Origin of the sequence: uncultured Adlercreutzia sp. (assembly GCF_958431955.1) — a bacterium.
In the GTDB taxonomy this organism is placed as follows: Bacteria; Actinomycetota; Coriobacteriia; order Coriobacteriales; family Eggerthellaceae; genus Adlercreutzia.
On sequence record NZ_CAUASN010000030.1, the window covers coordinates 15929 to 31365 of the forward strand.

The 15437-nt window shown below is 66.4% G+C and carries 16 protein-coding genes; 1 reads left to right on the forward strand and 15 read right to left on the reverse strand.

Annotation, left to right across the window (positions count from 1 at the left end):
- Positions 1–2: 2 nt before the first annotated feature.
- The 15 genes from Q5064_RS08900 to Q5064_RS08970 all read right to left on the reverse strand — a co-directional run bounded on the left by Q5064_RS08900 (position 3) and on the right by Q5064_RS08970 (position 15082).
- The gene (locus Q5064_RS08900) at positions 3–629 is read right to left on the reverse strand and encodes a 4Fe-4S dicluster domain-containing protein (protein ID WP_302963998.1); all 627 of its coding nucleotides are present in this window, start codon (positions 627–629) and stop codon (positions 3–5) included.
- On the reverse strand, positions 626–1381 hold the full coding sequence (locus Q5064_RS08905) for a molecular chaperone (RefSeq protein WP_302964000.1): 756 nt from the start codon (positions 1379–1381) through the stop codon (positions 626–628). The genes Q5064_RS08900 and Q5064_RS08905 overlap by 4 nt, the downstream gene beginning before the upstream one ends.
- An 80-nt stretch (positions 1382–1461) precedes the next feature.
- The gene (locus Q5064_RS08910; protein ID WP_302964001.1) at positions 1462–2274 is read right to left on the reverse strand and encodes a DmsC/YnfH family molybdoenzyme membrane anchor subunit; all 813 of its coding nucleotides are present in this window, start codon (positions 2272–2274) and stop codon (positions 1462–1464) included.
- A 13-nt stretch (positions 2275–2287) separates the two neighbouring features.
- Positions 2288–2914, reverse strand: coding sequence for a 4Fe-4S dicluster domain-containing protein (locus Q5064_RS08915; RefSeq protein WP_302964002.1), 627 nt, complete (start codon positions 2912–2914; stop codon positions 2288–2290).
- Complete coding sequence (locus tag Q5064_RS08920) at positions 2904–3293, reverse strand: molybdopterin dinucleotide binding domain-containing protein (protein WP_302964024.1); 390 nt, start codon at positions 3291–3293, stop codon at positions 2904–2906. Before Q5064_RS08920 ends, Q5064_RS08915 begins: the two co-directional genes overlap by 11 nt.
- Positions 3294–5615, reverse strand: a complete 2322-nt coding sequence (locus Q5064_RS08925; RefSeq protein ID WP_302964004.1) for a molybdopterin-dependent oxidoreductase — start codon at positions 5613–5615, stop codon at positions 3294–3296. It lies immediately after the preceding gene.
- 57 nt (positions 5616–5672) lie between these two features.
- A complete protein-coding gene (locus tag Q5064_RS08930; protein ID WP_302964006.1) occupies positions 5673–6428 on the reverse strand; it encodes a hypothetical protein in 756 nt (251 codons plus the stop codon).
- A 244-nt stretch (positions 6429–6672) separates the two neighbouring features.
- The gene (locus Q5064_RS08935) at positions 6673–7119 is read right to left on the reverse strand and encodes a PIN domain-containing protein (RefSeq protein WP_302964008.1); all 447 of its coding nucleotides are present in this window, start codon (positions 7117–7119) and stop codon (positions 6673–6675) included.
- The gene (locus Q5064_RS08940) at positions 7103–7402 is read right to left on the reverse strand and encodes a hypothetical protein (protein ID WP_302964010.1); all 300 of its coding nucleotides are present in this window, start codon (positions 7400–7402) and stop codon (positions 7103–7105) included. The genes Q5064_RS08935 and Q5064_RS08940 overlap by 17 nt, the downstream gene beginning before the upstream one ends.
- 119 nt (positions 7403–7521) lie before the next feature.
- On the reverse strand, positions 7522–9480 hold the full coding sequence (locus Q5064_RS08945) for an MDR family MFS transporter (protein ID WP_302964011.1): 1959 nt from the start codon (positions 9478–9480) through the stop codon (positions 7522–7524).
- A 309-nt stretch (positions 9481–9789) separates the two neighbouring features.
- On the reverse strand, positions 9790–10785 hold the full coding sequence (locus Q5064_RS08950; RefSeq protein WP_302964014.1) for an acyl-CoA dehydratase activase: 996 nt from the start codon (positions 10783–10785) through the stop codon (positions 9790–9792).
- Complete coding sequence (locus Q5064_RS08955) at positions 10782–11987, reverse strand: hypothetical protein (protein ID WP_302964015.1); 1206 nt, start codon at positions 11985–11987, stop codon at positions 10782–10784. The genes Q5064_RS08950 and Q5064_RS08955 overlap by 4 nt, the downstream gene beginning before the upstream one ends.
- On the reverse strand, positions 11974–13002 hold the full coding sequence (locus Q5064_RS08960) for an acyl-CoA dehydratase activase-related protein (RefSeq protein ID WP_302964017.1): 1029 nt from the start codon (positions 13000–13002) through the stop codon (positions 11974–11976). The genes Q5064_RS08955 and Q5064_RS08960 overlap by 14 nt, the downstream gene beginning before the upstream one ends.
- Positions 13003–13096: 94 nt before the next feature.
- Complete coding sequence (locus tag Q5064_RS08965) at positions 13097–13855, reverse strand: DnaJ domain-containing protein (protein WP_302964019.1); 759 nt, start codon at positions 13853–13855, stop codon at positions 13097–13099.
- A 12-nt stretch (positions 13856–13867) separates the two neighbouring features.
- A complete protein-coding gene (locus Q5064_RS08970; protein ID WP_302964020.1) occupies positions 13868–15082 on the reverse strand; it encodes a putative ABC transporter permease in 1215 nt (404 codons plus the stop codon).
- Positions 15083–15209: 127 nt separating this feature from the next.
- Here Q5064_RS08970 and Q5064_RS08975 point away from each other — a divergent pair.
- Positions 15210–15437, forward strand: a 228-nt coding sequence (locus Q5064_RS08975; protein WP_302964021.1) for a hypothetical protein, incomplete at its 3' end; no start/stop codon positions are given.

The window sequence follows — 15437 nt, forward strand, 5'->3', positions numbered from 1 at the left end:
GGCTACACCCCCATCTCGCCACCGTCGTCCACCACCGTGCGGCCCAAAGACGCGGCCGCCTTCGGCGGGATCACCACAATGCCCCGGCGCGTGCCCCCGGCAAACGTGCCGTAAACCAGCGCAGTGCATTCGAACTCGCATTGACCGCAGCCGTTGCAGAGCGCCCCGTCCACCACGGGATGACCGTCTGCGAAGGTGAGGGCTCCGAAAGCGCAGGAGTCCTCGCATACGTTGCAGCCCTGAAACCACGACAGGCAGCGGTCCTTCTGCACCACGGCCACGCCCAGCTTCTCATGTTCCTCGTCGAAGGGGCACAGGGCGCCGGTGGGGCAGACCTCGATGCACCGATCGCAGAAATCGCAGTAGCCCTTGTGGAAATCGAGCACCGGCGTGCGGGCCCGCAGAAAGCCGTCGCCCACCGAAGCTACGGCGATGGCTTCCGTGGGGCAGGCGCTGCGGCAGCGGTCGCACTTCAGGCAGGCCGCCGCCAGGCCCTGCTCGTCCTGACCGCCCGGGGGCCGCAGGAGCTCCCCCTCGCCGGCGAAGGCCACGCCGACCCCGCCGACGCCGGCGCACGCGGCGCAGGCGGCGGCCAGGCCGATGAAGCTGCGGCGGCTCAGAGCGCTCATGACGGGGCCCCGTCATCGGACGCCCACACCGGGCGCACCTCCCCCACCGCGTCGCCCAGGCCCAAAAGCTCGGCGGCCTCCGCGAAGAACGCGCCCTCGGATTCCGCGTAGCCGCGGGTCATGGTGGCCACGGCGCGATAGAAGTCCGTCTGGGCGAACTCGTCGACGGCATCGCAGAGCGCCGGCAGCCAGTTGGCCTGATGGTGCACGAAGAAGCTGCGCCCCAGGTCGACGGCCTCGGTCAGGGCCTCCGCATCGCCGGCGTCGATGGCGGCATTCGCCCGATCCGCCAGCTCGGCGACGAACTGCAGCTCGAAGCCGAGATGGTCTTCGGGCGTGGTATTGTCGGCGGGAAGATCGAGGCCGCCACGGCGGTAGTAGCTCACGGCTCCGTCACGGGCGTCCTGCATGAGGATGCGCTCCTCGCTGGTGAACACCGACTCGTAGGGCGGCGCGAGAATGCGGTCGTAGCTGCCGGCGCCGAGGAACACCCGCGCGTAGTCGACGGCCAGCTCCTGGCGCGTGCCGCCGTGGCGATGGCGCAGGTACTCGCGGATGGCAGCGAGCCCCTCGTCGATGGTCGACCCATCGCCGGCCGGCTCTACGGCGGCGAAGGCCTCGATCTGGTCGTCGGTCAGCTCGTAGAGGAACAGGCTGGCGAGGAAGCGGGCGAAGGCGGCCCGGGCGTCGTTGGCCGCGCGCATCTCGCGTACTTCGGAGCGTTCGCAAAGCGGGATCGTCATCTCTTCCATAGGGCAACTCCTCTTGAAACCTCTCGGGCCGCCCGGCCGTAGGGAGGGGGAATGCGGCCGGGCGGCGGAATACGGTGAAACTAGATGCCCACGCCGAAAAGCGACATGAGCGCGACCGATGCCGTCCACATGAGCACGCGGTAGGCAACCGATCCGATGAGCGCGCCGGCGGCGGCTACAATGGCCAGGGGCAAAGCGCCCTCGGCCTTCTTCAGGCCCGCAGCAGAGCAGGCCAGCGGGGCCACACCGCCGCAGACCACGACGCCCACCCAGAACAGCACCGAGGCGTCACCGGCCATGACCCCGGAAACCGCACCGTAGGCCAAAGCCGTCACCAAGGCCGCAACGGAGCCGACGAGGGTCTCGATAGCGGCGAAGGAAAGGGCCGAGGCCTCCTCGCCGCGCACAGCGCAGAGCACGTACCACAGGGCGGTGCCGGAAGCCATGGCGGTGCCGAGGTAGCCCAAGGGCAGCGCCACGGTGTTCCAGGCCAGCTGCGAGGACATCATGTAGCTCGAACCGCAGGAGAAGCTGAAGATGGCAGCCATGGCCACAGCCGCGACACCGAGGGCCTTGAGCGCCCCGGCCGAGGCCTCGCGCTTGTACAGCACGAAGAGCACCGCGGCCACCACCACGTCGATGCCGAGGAGCAGGGCCTCCAGGAAGATGCCCGGAGCCGGATGGGCCAGCACGGCCATGATGCGATCGACGTGGGACAGATGCGTCGCCGAGGCGATGCCTCCCACAATAATGAGCGCGATGCCGCAGACGATAGCCGGAGCGACGGTCTTTCTGGCCAGGCCGCGGAAGGCGTCAAGGCCGGCGCAGGCGACAAGCCACGCCCCCGCCCCGGAAAGGGCGGTGAACAGTACGAGGGACCATTGAATTTCCATGGGTGCTCCTAACTTACTCGGCCACGGGATAGGCGGCCGTGTGCGGGTGGTCCTTGGGCTCCACGCGCTCCTGCCACTGCCCGATCATGCTGGTCATGATGTAGCGGGTCGCTGGGGCGTTGCCCACGTCCTGCAGCGTGTGGATGTCGGCCGCGTCGTATTTCGCCAGCTCCTTGGACACGTCGGAGCCCGGATCGTCCAAATCGCCGTAGAAGCGAGCGCCGGCCGCGCAACTCTTCACGCAGGCGGGAAGCTTATCCTGGGAAGTGAGGTGCCCGCACAAGGTGCACTTCTCGGCGCACTTCTCGGCCACATTCCACGAGCGCACTCCGTAGGGGCAGGCCATCATGCAGTACTTGCAGCCAATGCACTTCTCCTTGTCCACCAGCACGACGCCGTTCTCGTCGCGGTAGCTGGCGCCGGTGGGGCACACCGACACGCAGGGGGCGTTCTCGCACTGCTGGCACATGGTGGGCAGGGCATAGCGGGTCATATCGGGGTACTCCCCCACCGGCCCCACGGTGAACACCTTCGACCAGCGCTCGCCCAGGGCCACGCCGTTTTCCATCTTGCAGGCCACTTCGCACCCGAAGCATCCGGTGCAGCGGTCCAGGTTCACAACAATACAATTACGCGCCATAGTCGAACACATCCTCCGTCGCATCGCTGGGGGCGGGCATCCAGGGCTGGAACTGCTCGGGCTTCACCCACACGCTGTCCAAGATCTCATCGTCGCTGGGGCTGACCTTCACCTGGAAGCCGCGCAGGGTATAGGTGCCGTACTCGGGGTTGTAAGGCGGGTCGTTCTTGGTGAGCACGTTGATGTTCATCACCTTGTAGGCCTGGGCCGGATCGTCGGAATCCAGAAGCTCGGGGGCCCAGAAGCGCTCCTGGTACACGACGCCCTTGGCAATGGCCGTGGTCACATGGGCCTTGCCGTGGGTCTTGCCGCGGCGGCTCTCGATGTTCACCCACTGGCCGTCGGCGATGCCGTACTTCTCGGCATCCTCGGGGTGGATTCACATCTCGGGCACCGGATATATCTCGCGCAGGTAGGGAATGTTGCGCAGGGTGCCGTGGTGGTACATCGGCAGACGCCCCTCGGTGAGCACCAGCGGGTACTCGGTATCGGTCAGGGGCGACTCGGCCGGCTCCTGGTAGTAGCACAGAGGCTCGTAGTCGGCGCTCGCCGGGGGCAGCACGAGGGGCTTCTCCTCGGCGCACTGCGACCAGGGGGCACCGGTGCGGCCCAGGATGATGTTGGACTCGCAGTACACCTCAAGCTTCTTGGAGGGAGTGCCGAAGCCCTTGGGCTTGCCGGGGTTCTCCTCGTCATCGGCCAGGTAGGTCTGGTAGGTGCGGTACTCCTCGGGCTTGGCCCACTCGATGACGCCCTGCTCGCAGGCCTCCTCCCAGCTCATTTCCAGCTTGTTCAGATGCTGCAGCTGCTTCTCGTACTCGTTCTTGTAGAACGGCGTGGTCATGCAGGCCTCCTCGTCGAAGGCCTTGGGGCAGTGCTCGTTGCCCAGCTCGGCGCACTTCTGCACGATCTGTGTCCAGATGATGCCCTCCTCCACGGTCTCGAACAGATGGGTGACCGCCTGGCGCATGACGATGGTGTTCAGCTGCGGAATGGTGAGGTTCGTCTCAAGCCACTCGGTGGTGGGCAGCAGCAGGTCGGCGCAGAGCACCGAGAACGCCGTGGGGTACATAAAGCACTGCACCACGTAGTCGAGGTTCGGCACGATCTCGTCGAGGCACGACGAGTTGCCGAGCACCACGTGCTTGTTGCCGCTTCTCTCGATCCACATGTGGATCTGATAGGGGTCGCCGTCCTTCATGGCCTTGAACACCGAGGGAATGTGCGCCATGTCCCAGCACAGGATGCCCTTGTGCTCGATGGTGCCGCAGCGCTTCATCACCTTCTCCTTGGAGAGCAGGCGCGGCGTGTTGCCCAGCTGATCCTTGCAGGGAGCCGGGGCGAATTTCTGGAGCATGGTGCCGGGCTTCTCCACGTTGCCCATGAGGAACTCGAGGTTGAGGGCGCCCAGCGCGCACTGCTGGGACTGCACGTACTGGTCGATGCACACGCCCTGCATGATGCCGGACTGGCCGTTCGGGTCGGTGTAGATCTCCAGCGCGCGCTCGATCTGGCCGGCGTCGAGCCAGCAGATCTCGGCCCCCTTCTCGAGCGTCCACTCCTCGCAGGACTCCTTCAAGAGCTGGCCGCCCGTGGAGCACTGCATGCCGTTCACCTCGTAGGTGCCGAACAGGGCAGGCTTCAGCCCCTCGTTCATAGGGAACTCCACCACCACCGGCTGGTTCTTCTCCGCATCCCACACGACGTAGTCGGCGTCGGTGCCGGGAAGCCCGGCCTCGGTGGCCTTCAGCGTCAGGCGCGTCTCGGGATTGACGAGATAGGGCATGTTCGTCCAGGTGCGGCAGAACTCCTCGTCGTACTTCTCGTTCTCCAGAATCCAGCGCGTCCAGGTGAGCAGCAGGGCGGCATCGGTGCCCGGACGGATGGGCAGCCACACCTCGGCCTTGGCGGCATCCAGGGTGTAGCGCGGGTCGATGACCACGGTACGCAGGCCCTCCGGACGGTTGCGCAGCTCAGCCAGCGCGCGGCCGCCCGTGGCCACCGAGGAGTTGGACGGATCGGTGCCCCACAGCACCAGTGAGGTCACGGGGCTGTCGGTGTAGTAGTAGTCCCAGCCGTTGGAGTCGGAGAATGACAGGTTGTTGGGCTTGCCGGCGCCGTAGGCTAGAAGCGAGGCGCCCATGCGGGGCAGGTAGCACTGCGAGCAGCCCGGCTCCCACACATTCGGGGTGTTGATGGCCTCGCCGAAACGCTTCACATTCGAGAAGTGCGGGTTTCCGCCGCCGCCCGTGGACACGGAGATGGCCTCGGAGCCGTACTTGTCGGACACCTCGTTGATCTTGGTGGCCACCTCGGTGAGGGCCTCTTCCCAGGAGATGCGCTCCCACTGGTTGGTACCGCGCTCGCCCACACGGCGCATGGGGTACTTGTTGCGGTTGGGATGGTACAGCGCCTGAATGCCCGCCAGACCCTTGGCGCAGACGCCACCCTGGGACATGGGGCTTTCGGGATTACCCTCGATCTTCACCACGCGGCCGTCGCGCACATGGGCGAGCACGGCGCAGCTGGCAATGCAGGCGCGGCACGAGGTTTTGACGATCTTCACCTCGCCCGCCTCGTCGGCGTGGGCCGGATCAACCGCCGTCAGGCTGTCGGCAGCGCTGATGCCCAGTGCCGCCACTGCGCCCATGGCCGCCGATGATTTCAAGAATCCTCGACGCGTAAGCGTAGCTTGGCTCATAAGCCTCCTCCTTCTACTCTCTTCTCTTTCGATCTATGTCCCAGGAACGGGCGTGGCCTAGGCGAGCAGCGCCTGCATGCGGCGCCCCTCCTCGGTCGTGCGCCATGCGCCGTCCCATGAGATACCGTCAACGGTCTCCAACTTGGAGATGAAATAGCCCGGGTAGATCTGTTTGGGGAACGCGAGGGCAGGATGGCCCGCCAAGGCGTCCTCGATAGCCGCCTTGGAGGCGCCGTTCTCGCAGAGGGCGAGCACGCGCCGATAGGCGTCGCCATAGCCGTCCGGCTCGACGGCCAGAAGCTCGCCGAAGCGCTTCGTGGGCTCGAATTCGTCCAAGGCCGCACGCCCCAGATCGGTGATGCACAGCAGGTAGTCCGTGGGCTGATCGGGGAGATCGGGGAGATCGGCGAGATCGGCATGAGCCTCGGCCACCTCGGCCTCGGCTGCCGGGACCGCATCGGGTTCGGCGACCGCCTCGACCATCGCAGCATCGTCCTCGGACACCGGAATGGATTCCACCGCCCCGCACTTCAGCAAGATGGCATAGAGCGCATGGGGGTTCTGCATGGTAAGGGCCATGGCACGCGAGCCCTCCATGGCCGCCTCGGCTTCGCGGAAGGGACGCGGCTCGGGCACTTCGCGCAAGCAGCCGAGCAGGGCGAGCGTGTTCGCGCGATTCGCCGTGATGGCGGCGCGCACCTCCTCGTAGGTATGAGCGGTCTTTCCGGAAGCCTCGACCGGCCGAGCCGGGTCGGCGGCAGAAGCCGCGGCAGCTTGGGCCTGCGCCTCGTTCCTCGTAGCAGTGTCGTTCATGAATCTCTCCTCGCCTCTCGTGCGTTGCCAGCACTTTACCGAGAAGCGAGCAGGCTTTGAAACGTCCGCTATTGATGAAAACAGGGGAATCCGTTGGTGATAAATCAGCAGATCGGGCCATCACCCATGGTTGGTGATGGCCCGATAAAACACCTGATCGCGGTCAGGTTTCGCTCGACTTTCGCCGCATCCCCGATCAGCTTTCGCCGCATAGGGAAGGAGGCTTGGAAAGGGCAGCGCCTCCCTAGAGCGGAACCTCGCCGTAGTCGAGGCCGTGCTCTTCGCGCATAACCCGGGCCCATGCATCGGGCGAGAGCGCCGGAACGGCGGATCGGGAGAACCCCTTGGCATCGCGGGTGATGAGGTAGTCGGCACCCGTCTTCTCGGCGGCAAGCGCGATCAGGCAGTCCTCGAGGTCGTCCCAGCCAAGATGGGCTGCCCGTTCGAGGGCGGCCCCCGTCAGATCGACAGGCGCTATCACCGTGAGCGTCTTCGCAATGGCAGTCTGCAACCGCGCCGGTTCGACGTAACGGCTCAGGACGTAGAAGGCATCGACGAAGGACTGGGCAGGAGCCCACAGTCGCGCGTCGCCGAAAAACCCCGCGATGACCACTTTCTGAGCAGCGGGAAAGAACGGCTCCTTGCGGCCCAGGTAGTCGATGAGAACGTTGGTATCAAGCAAGAGATTCATAGCGCTCCCGCTTTCCGCCCCTCAGGATCGCCCGGTAGTCGCCATCGGGCGCATCGCCTCCCCAGTCGACGTCGATCGTCGAGACCGCCAGGAACGCGTCGAGCTCCTCCCAGCTCGGCCGCGGAGGAGCGGCGGCAGCCGGCAGCTCGCGCTTTTCGAGAAGGTAATCGAAGGCGCTGTTGATAAGATCCGACGTATTCGCCCCCAAGGAGGCGAGCACACCCCTCGAAGCGTCCCTCTTCGCCTGCGGCACCCGCGCGCTTACCAGTACGTTCTCGGCCATCGCAACCTCCTATCTAGATTGTTATACGTATAACACACCTAACCGGGGCCGTCAAGAAGAACGGGCCCGCAGCGCATGTGCGCTACGGGCCCGAAAGCTCCGGAGGAAATCTCGACGCCCTACTTCTCCAGAAGCTCGATGGCCTCGGCGAGGGAGGTCATGATGTTGCGGCGCGAGAGGGCGCCGACGAGCTTGCCGTCGCGCACCACGGGCACCTTCTTGATGCGCTTGGAGGCGAACAGCTGGCACACCTCGTCCACCGGCGTGTCCCACTCCACCGAGACCACGCGCTTGGTGGCCACGTTCATCACGTTCAGGCCGATAAGCTCCTTCAGGCGGTCCATCTCGGCGGCGTCGTCCACGTAGCGGTAGATGTTCAGCGTGGCATCGGCCAGGGATATCTCGGTGCGCCCGAGGTAGGCCGCCACGTCGCCGTCGGTCACGAAGCCCACCAGATCGCCCGCCTCGTTCACCACGGGAACGCCGCTCGTCTGGTTGTCGGCCATGAGGCGCACCACCGCGCCCATGGTATCGCCCTCGCGGGCGCAGACCGGCTCGCGGTTCATCACATCCGCAGCCCGGTACACCCGGTCGGCACCCGGCGCGCCGTCCAGCACCTCGTCCGCGGTGCCGTCCACCGCCACGCCCGAGATGCCGGCCGCGAAGTCCACCGGCTCCTCGGCGCGCTCGGCGGGCGTGACCGCCGCAGTCGGGCGGTTGCGCACCAGGAAGATGATGACAAGCGCCGCCACGCACATGAGGCCGAAGGTGGTGCAGTAGGCCATGTGCTCGCCCAGATAGGCTTGCTCCGCCGCCGGCAGATCGGGGGCCACCAGAGGTGCCAGGGCCGACACCGACACGAGCACCGCCGTGCCGAAGGAGCCGGCCACCTGGTTCATGGTGTTCGAAAGGCCCTGGGCGTGCTGGATCACGCGGTTGTCCAGCGAGTTCACACCCCACGTGTTCAGCGGCGTCATGGTGAACTGCAGGCCGATGACGAGCGTGGTGTAGGTGAGAACCACGGTGATGAAGCTCGCATCGATGCCCAAGCGCGCGAGCCCCGAGGCGCCGAGCACGGCCACGATAACACCGGGCACCGCCACCTTGCGCACGCCGAAGCGGTCGAACAAACGACCCGACACAAGGCCCGTGAACGCGCCAATGACCGCGCCAGGCAGCATAGCCAGACCCGACATGGTGGCTGTGAACCCGAGGGTGCCCTGGATGTAGAGCGGCGTGATGACCTCGCAGCCCAGAAGCGACGCCTGCACGATGATGATGACGCAGGCGGCCGTGGCATAGGGCCGCGCCTTCAGGATGCGCACGTTCAGCATGGGCTCGGGCAGCTTCAGCTGACGGCGCACGTACAGGGCCACGAGCACGATGCCCACGGCGATGAGCCCCAGCGTGAGGGCCATGTTCGTGGTGGAGGCGAAGGTGGAAAGCCCGTAGAGCAGGCACACGAGGCCCACCGTGGAGAGCGCCACCGAGAGCTTGTCGAAGGTGGTGCGGGCGAAGTCGCCGTAGTTGCGCAGCAGACGCACGGCGAGCAGCACCACGACCACGCCGAGAGCCGTGACGATGGCGAACAGGGCGCGCCAGCCCACGGAATCCACCAGCAGGCCCGACAACGACGGCCCCACGGCCGGGGCGAACCCGATGATGAGCCCGATGACGCCCATGGCCGTGCCGCGCTTCTCACGGGGGAACACAAGCAGGATGACCGTGAACACCATGGGCATGACCGCGCCGGTGCAGGCCGCCTGCATGATGCGGCCGAGCAGAAGCACCCAGAAGTTCGGGGCCAGAGCAGCTGCCAGGCTTCCCGCCGTGAACACCGACAGCGCCGTGATGAACAGCTGGCGAGTGGTGAAGCGCCCGACCAGGTACGCCGAAAGTGGGATGACCACGGCCTCGACCAGAGCGTACACCGAGGTCAGCCACTGGGCCGTGGTGGCATCAACCCCCAGGTCGGCCATAATGGCCGGCAGCGCCGGCGACAGCATGGTCAGGTTCAGCACCGCCAAAAGCGTGCCCGTGAGCAGCACGCCCACCATGACCAGTTCTTTTCTTCCCACACCCAATGCCATACCGCATCTACCTCGCTCTCAAAGTCTCTTCCGTGAAAAGTCGAATGTTCTGATGCTATCGACTCTCCCGAAAAAGAGAAGAGGCCGCTCGGCCAGCGGCCCCTTCGCAATCGGCGGAAATCAACTAAGGAAGACGCGGGAGGGCGGCGGAATCGTTGGCCGAGACCTCTGAACGCCAAAAAAGAAAGGGTGGTCGAAGACCACCCAGTCAAAGCATGAAGGAGCGAAGCGCCTGAGCCGAAGGCGAACAGCGGAGCGGGGCTCGGACAACGGCCCCGCCGCCCTCCCGCAGCCGCCCTAGGCTGTGGTCTTCACGGCGCCCTTGTCGCAGCGGTTGCCCCAGCTGTCGATAATGTCCTTGTCGCGGTAGACGCAGATGATCTCGCAGTGGTTGGCGCACTTGTTGCACTCCACCTCGCGGGTCTTGAAGTCGAAGTCGAGCATGGCCTCGAAGTCGAAGGTGCCGCTCGCGAACGGGCCCGACTCGGCATTCTCGATGGGACCGGCATCGGCCGCCAGGAGCGCCGCGCCGAAAGCGCCCATGAGGTGCCCGTCCGGATCCACCGTCACGGGCATGCCCAGCTGCTCCTCGAAGGCGTGCACCACGCCGGCGTTCTTGGACACACCGCCCTGGAACACCACGGGCGCGGCGATCTTCTTGCCCTTGCCCACGTTGTTCAGATAGTTGCTCGCCACGGCGTTGCAGAGCCCCGCGATGATGTCCTCGCGGGCGTAGCCCACCTGGATCTTGTGCACCAGGTCGCTCTCGGCGAACACGGTGCAGCGGGCGGCGATGTTCGCCGGCTTCTTCGAGGCGAGGGCCACCTCCCCGAACTCCTCCACTTCCACGCCCAAACGGTGGGCCTGGGACGAGAGGAACGAGCCGGTGCCCGCGGCGCACAAGGTGTTCATGGCGTAGTCCACCGCGATGCCGTCGGACACGCAGATGATCTTCGAGTCCTGGCCGCCGATCTCCAGAATGGTGCGCACGTCGGGGTGCAGGTAGGTGGTGCCCACGGCATGGGCCGTGATCTCGTTCTTGATGACCGACGCCCCCAGCATGGCGCCCACGAGCCGCCGCGCACTGCCGGTGGTGCCGGCACCCACGATCTGGAAGTCGCCGCCGGCCTCGGCCAGCTGGGCCTCCAGCTCGCGCACGACGTTCTTCGACGCCTCGGTGGGGTTGCCCTCGGTCCACAGATACGACCGCGCGACGATGGTGCGGTCCTCGTCGATGACGACGCCCTTGGTGGAAATGGACCCGATGTCGATACCGAGATAAGCCTTCGTCATTTTCTCTTCTCCTTCTTCATGGCGAGCATGTCGTAGAACGCCTCGAGGCGCGTGTCCAGGCCGGTGTCGGAGGTCTGGGAGTCGTAGGTGAGGTACAAAATGGGCACGGCGAAGTCCTCGCTCACCTTCTGCAGCACCGGGATGCAGTCGATCTCGGGAGTGCAGCCGGCCGACTTCGCGTGGATGATGCCGTCGAAGCCGCCCTCGGCGTACTTCTTCGCGGCGAGCACCGTCAAGGTGGAGGTGGGGCCCATGTCGTAGGTGAGGTAGTCCTTCGCGCCCACGCGCAGGTTCGGCTCGTTGTAGCGCAGGTAGCGGTTCGTGAAGTTCAGCATGCGGTGCACTTCCACGCCCATGGCCAGAAGCTTGTGGTCGAGCTCCAGGTTGCTGCGCTCGTCGATGGCGGTGAACATCTCGCCGACGATGCCGATGCGAATGGGGTCGGCCGGCTTGTCGAGCGGAATGGCGCGCATCTCGCCCATGGCGTCGCGGAAGGCCTGGTTCACGTCGCGCTCGTCGGTGCAGGCGCGCATGGCGTCCATGGCGCGGGCCCAGGCGGCGTCGAAGGCCCCGCGCTCGCGCTCGAAGCCGGCGTTGGCCAGGTAGAAGTCGCGCAGGGAATCCAGGTGCGCGATCATCTTCGCCACGGCCTTCAGCTGCACCACGCCGTGGGGAATATCCACGTCGGGGTTCACCGTCTTCAGCACTTCCTTGGCCCAGCCGATGTAGCCCTTCTCGATGCCGTGGGCGAAGTTCAGCATGATGAAGTCGTAGCCCATGTCGCGCAGGATGGAGTCCTGCAGCTCGCCGTAGTAGCCGAGCCGGCACGGGCCGCCGAACTGGATGAGGATGTCGGCGCCCAGGTCGAGCGCCTCGGCGAAGTCGCCCAGGATGTGCTTGAACGGCGTGCACACGTAGTCGCTCGAATTCTGCACGCCTACCTCGCTGGCAGTGCGGGTGGCCTCGGGCAGGGGCAGGTAGTCAACATCGAGCACCTGCTCGCAGAAGAACTTGAACGCCGGGTCGTAGTAGCAGTAGCGGAAGAAGGCCGCCTTGGTGTACTTGTGGTGCTTGGCCTTGTGGCGGGCGCGCTTGGCCGCCTTGCGGTCGGCGTGCAGGCTCGGCGGCCGCAGCCGCTCGCGCTCGACGGACACCTTCGAGCGCACCTGCTCGATCATGGTCTGGGGCTTAGCCACGGACATAGCCTCCCTTCTGCTGGAACCGCAGGATGTCGACGAAACTCTCCACGCGCGTCTCCACGCCGGCCGTGCCCGACTGCGCGTCGATCATCAGGTTCAAAATGGGCTTGCCCTGGATGCAGCGCATGATGGCGTCGTCGGTCATGGAGTCGGGGCCGCAGGGGAACGCGCTGATGAGCACGATGCCGTCGATGTGGTCCTCGAACATGAGGATGGCGCCGATGAGCTCGCGGTTGATGAGCCAGGGCATGGTGTCGGAGAACTCGAAGCTCTTCTTGTAGGCGCGGTCGTGATCCACCGCATCGGCGTACACCACAGTAGCGCCCATGTCGGTCAGCGCGTCAATCACCGCGCCGGACATATAGGGGTCGTGGGTGATGTAGGGGTGCGCCACCACGAGGATGCCCAGGGGAGCCGCCTCGCCCGAACCCGATCCCTCGCCGGCCTCGCGGGCGGCCGCGGCGGCCGCACGGCGCTCGTCCAGCGCGCGCATGAGGCGCACCTGGGCATCGGCCTGGGCCTTGTCGTGAGCCTCCTGGGCCTCCCAGGCCGCCTTGAACGCCCGGCGCGCATCGCGGGGCGACACCCCCATGCGCGCGGCCATCTCCTCGAAGGGGCGACGCACGTCCTTCACCTTGCGGGCGTTGCGCACCTCGCAGGACACGACGCGCAGATGCTGGTCACGGAAGGTGCTCTTCACCATATCGGTCACCGATTGGAACTTCGTGCAGAAGCCGGCACGGTGGTCGTCGGTGGGATAGCACGGCACGAACACGGCATCGCAGCGGCCGACGAGGCTCGCCACATGCCCGATGAACACCTTCGACGCCAGGCAGCACTCGTCCACCGAGAGGTGCTCGCCCTCATCGGCGATGGCCTTGTCGGTCGGATCGCTCACCACCACCGTGCGGCCGATACCCTCGAAGAACGTCGTCCACAGCACGCCGAACCGGTAGAACAGAAGCGCCCGCGGGATACCCACCACGCGCACATCGGCCCAATCTGTCGCTTGGGGCACGAAAACCTCCTCACACGGGAAGCGCCGCGAAAGCGGCGCATATTTCAGTCAATCGCTCATCTTAGCACAGGGGAAACGGCCCGAAGGCGCACCCCTACAGGCAGCACAGAAACGGCTGGCAGAGGGTGGGGCCGCACACCGCGCAGCAGCACAGCGTGGAAGGATCGCACCCGGCCGAGAAGCCGCGGCGCTCGCTCTCCTGCTGGTAAGCCCGCGCCCGCGCCCCGATGACGGCCTCGGCCTGGCGGTAGTCGGCGTTGGTGGGCTCGGCCTTGCGGGCCGCGCGAATCTGGTCCACCGCGGCCACAGCGTTGCCGGCGCCGTAGTTGGCCAAAGCCGCCAGGTAGTACCAGCGCCCCGTGCGCGCGGCCAGGGGCAGCGCCGCCAGCACCGAGAGGGCCGCCTTGTAGTTGCCCGCGTCGATGAACAGCACCGCCTGGCGCAGCTCCGCCGAGTCGGTCGCCGACACCTCGGGCTTGGGCACCGCGCTCGCCCGGGCCCAGCTGTTGAAGATGTCGTCCCAGTCCACTTCCACCCACTGGTACTGGTAGCCGCCCGGGCCCGTAGCCGAGCCGCCGCCCGCAAAGGGGTTGCCCCCGGGCGTGCCGTAGCCCGTATAGCCCGGGCTGTAGGGCGCCCGGGCGCGGCGGCGGGCGTCCTCCCGCGCGTACTTCTCGGGGTTCGTGATGCGGTCGTAGGCCTCGTTGATCTTCTTCAGGCGCTCCTCGGCCGCCGGGTCGTCCGGGTTCAGGTCGGGGTGGTTCTCGCGGGCCTTCTTGCGATAGGCCTTCTTGATCTCGTCGGGGGAGGCGTCGCGCGCAACCCCCAGCACCTTGTACGGATCGTCTACCATGGTCGTGCGCTCCTAGGAGGACCGGTGGGCCGCGCCCGGGTCGATGCTCATCGACTCGAAGCGGTGCTCCATCCATTGGTTGTCGAAATGCTCGGCGCAGAACTGCTCGAGCGCGTTGTCGGGGGCCGCACCCGCCAGGCGGGAATACCAGCAGTCGAGGGCCACGAGCGTCATCATGCCGTTGAAGATCATGAGCGCCGCGCACACCGCCGTGATGGAGTAACGCCAACGCCACGGGATGAGGTTCACCGTATGCAGCAGCGCCGGCAGCGCCAGGCGCACCCACACCACCCCGAGCACGCCCCACATGCACATGAACATGAAGTTGGTGCGGCCGTTGATGTTGAGGAAGGTGCCGGTGTAGTCCCAGGCCACCGCGCCGAAAGCGTACTCCATGAACCAGCTGACGAAGTACTCGAAGGCCCCGCCGATCAGCGCACTCACCAAAAACACCACAGCGACGGGGGCGTTGTGGAAGCGGTTGAGCGCGAGCGTCATGAGCAGCGCCCCGAAGCCGTAGATGGGCGAGAAGGGCCCCCACAGAAGCCCCGCGCGGTCCTCGTAATGGCCGAAGTCCACCACGAGCACGTGGTAGATCGACTCGATCACCACCCCGGCCACGCTCGCGATGACGAAGATCCAGAACAGATTGAAGAAGTCGAGCTCGATGAAGCCCGCACCCGACTTGTCCAAGCCGAGCGTGCCCTCCTCCAGCTCCTCGCGGGTCTCCATGAGGCGCAGCCGACGCTGCAGCTCGCGCTCGTCGGACAGCGACGGGTCGACGACCACATGGGCCGCCACGAGGATGAGGGCCGCCACGCCCAGAAGCCACAGCCCCTCGTTCACCCCGTACAGCATAAGGTCGCTCGCGAAGGCCACGGACAGCGCGATGGCCATGGACTCGGCGATGAGCCGCGCCCGCCGGCGCCGGCCGCGCACGAGGCGCACGCCGAGCACCACCCCCGCCACGATGGCGAAGCACACGGCGGCGGCGAGCACGAGCGAGAGGATGATCGTCAGCACCGAGTCGTCGCTATAGGCCCCGGTGGCGAACACCTCCACCACCGTGACGATGACGCCGACCACCTGCGGAATGAGCAGGGCGCCCCCCACCATGAGCAGCACACCGAACACCTTGAGGCCCCAGGGCGTGCGCTCGCTGGCGCTCCCGCTGCCAATGCCGGGATCGGGCTGCAAGGGGGTTTGTTGGAGAAGCGTCGAATCCATGGCGCTATGGTATCATGACCCCCATCTTCAGGCCCCAAGCCCACAACATGCCCGCAAGCTGCCACCAAGTTGAAACCGCAGCGCGGTGCCGGGCCGCGGGGCGCGCCGTCCGTTGAAAGGAGCCGCGGTGACGTCCGAGCGCAAGGATACCGCCACCTGGTATCTCCGCATGTTCTCGTACCTGCTCGTGATCTTCGGGCTGCTCGGCATCGCCACAGCTGCCGTCGTCACCTACCAGGCCCTCGCCGATTGCGGGACCGACGGCGCCGCGCTGCCGCTCGGCGCGCTCGCGCTGGGGCTGTCGTCCTTCGTCGCCGGGGGCATCACCGTGAGCGCCGGCATCTTGGGGCGGGCG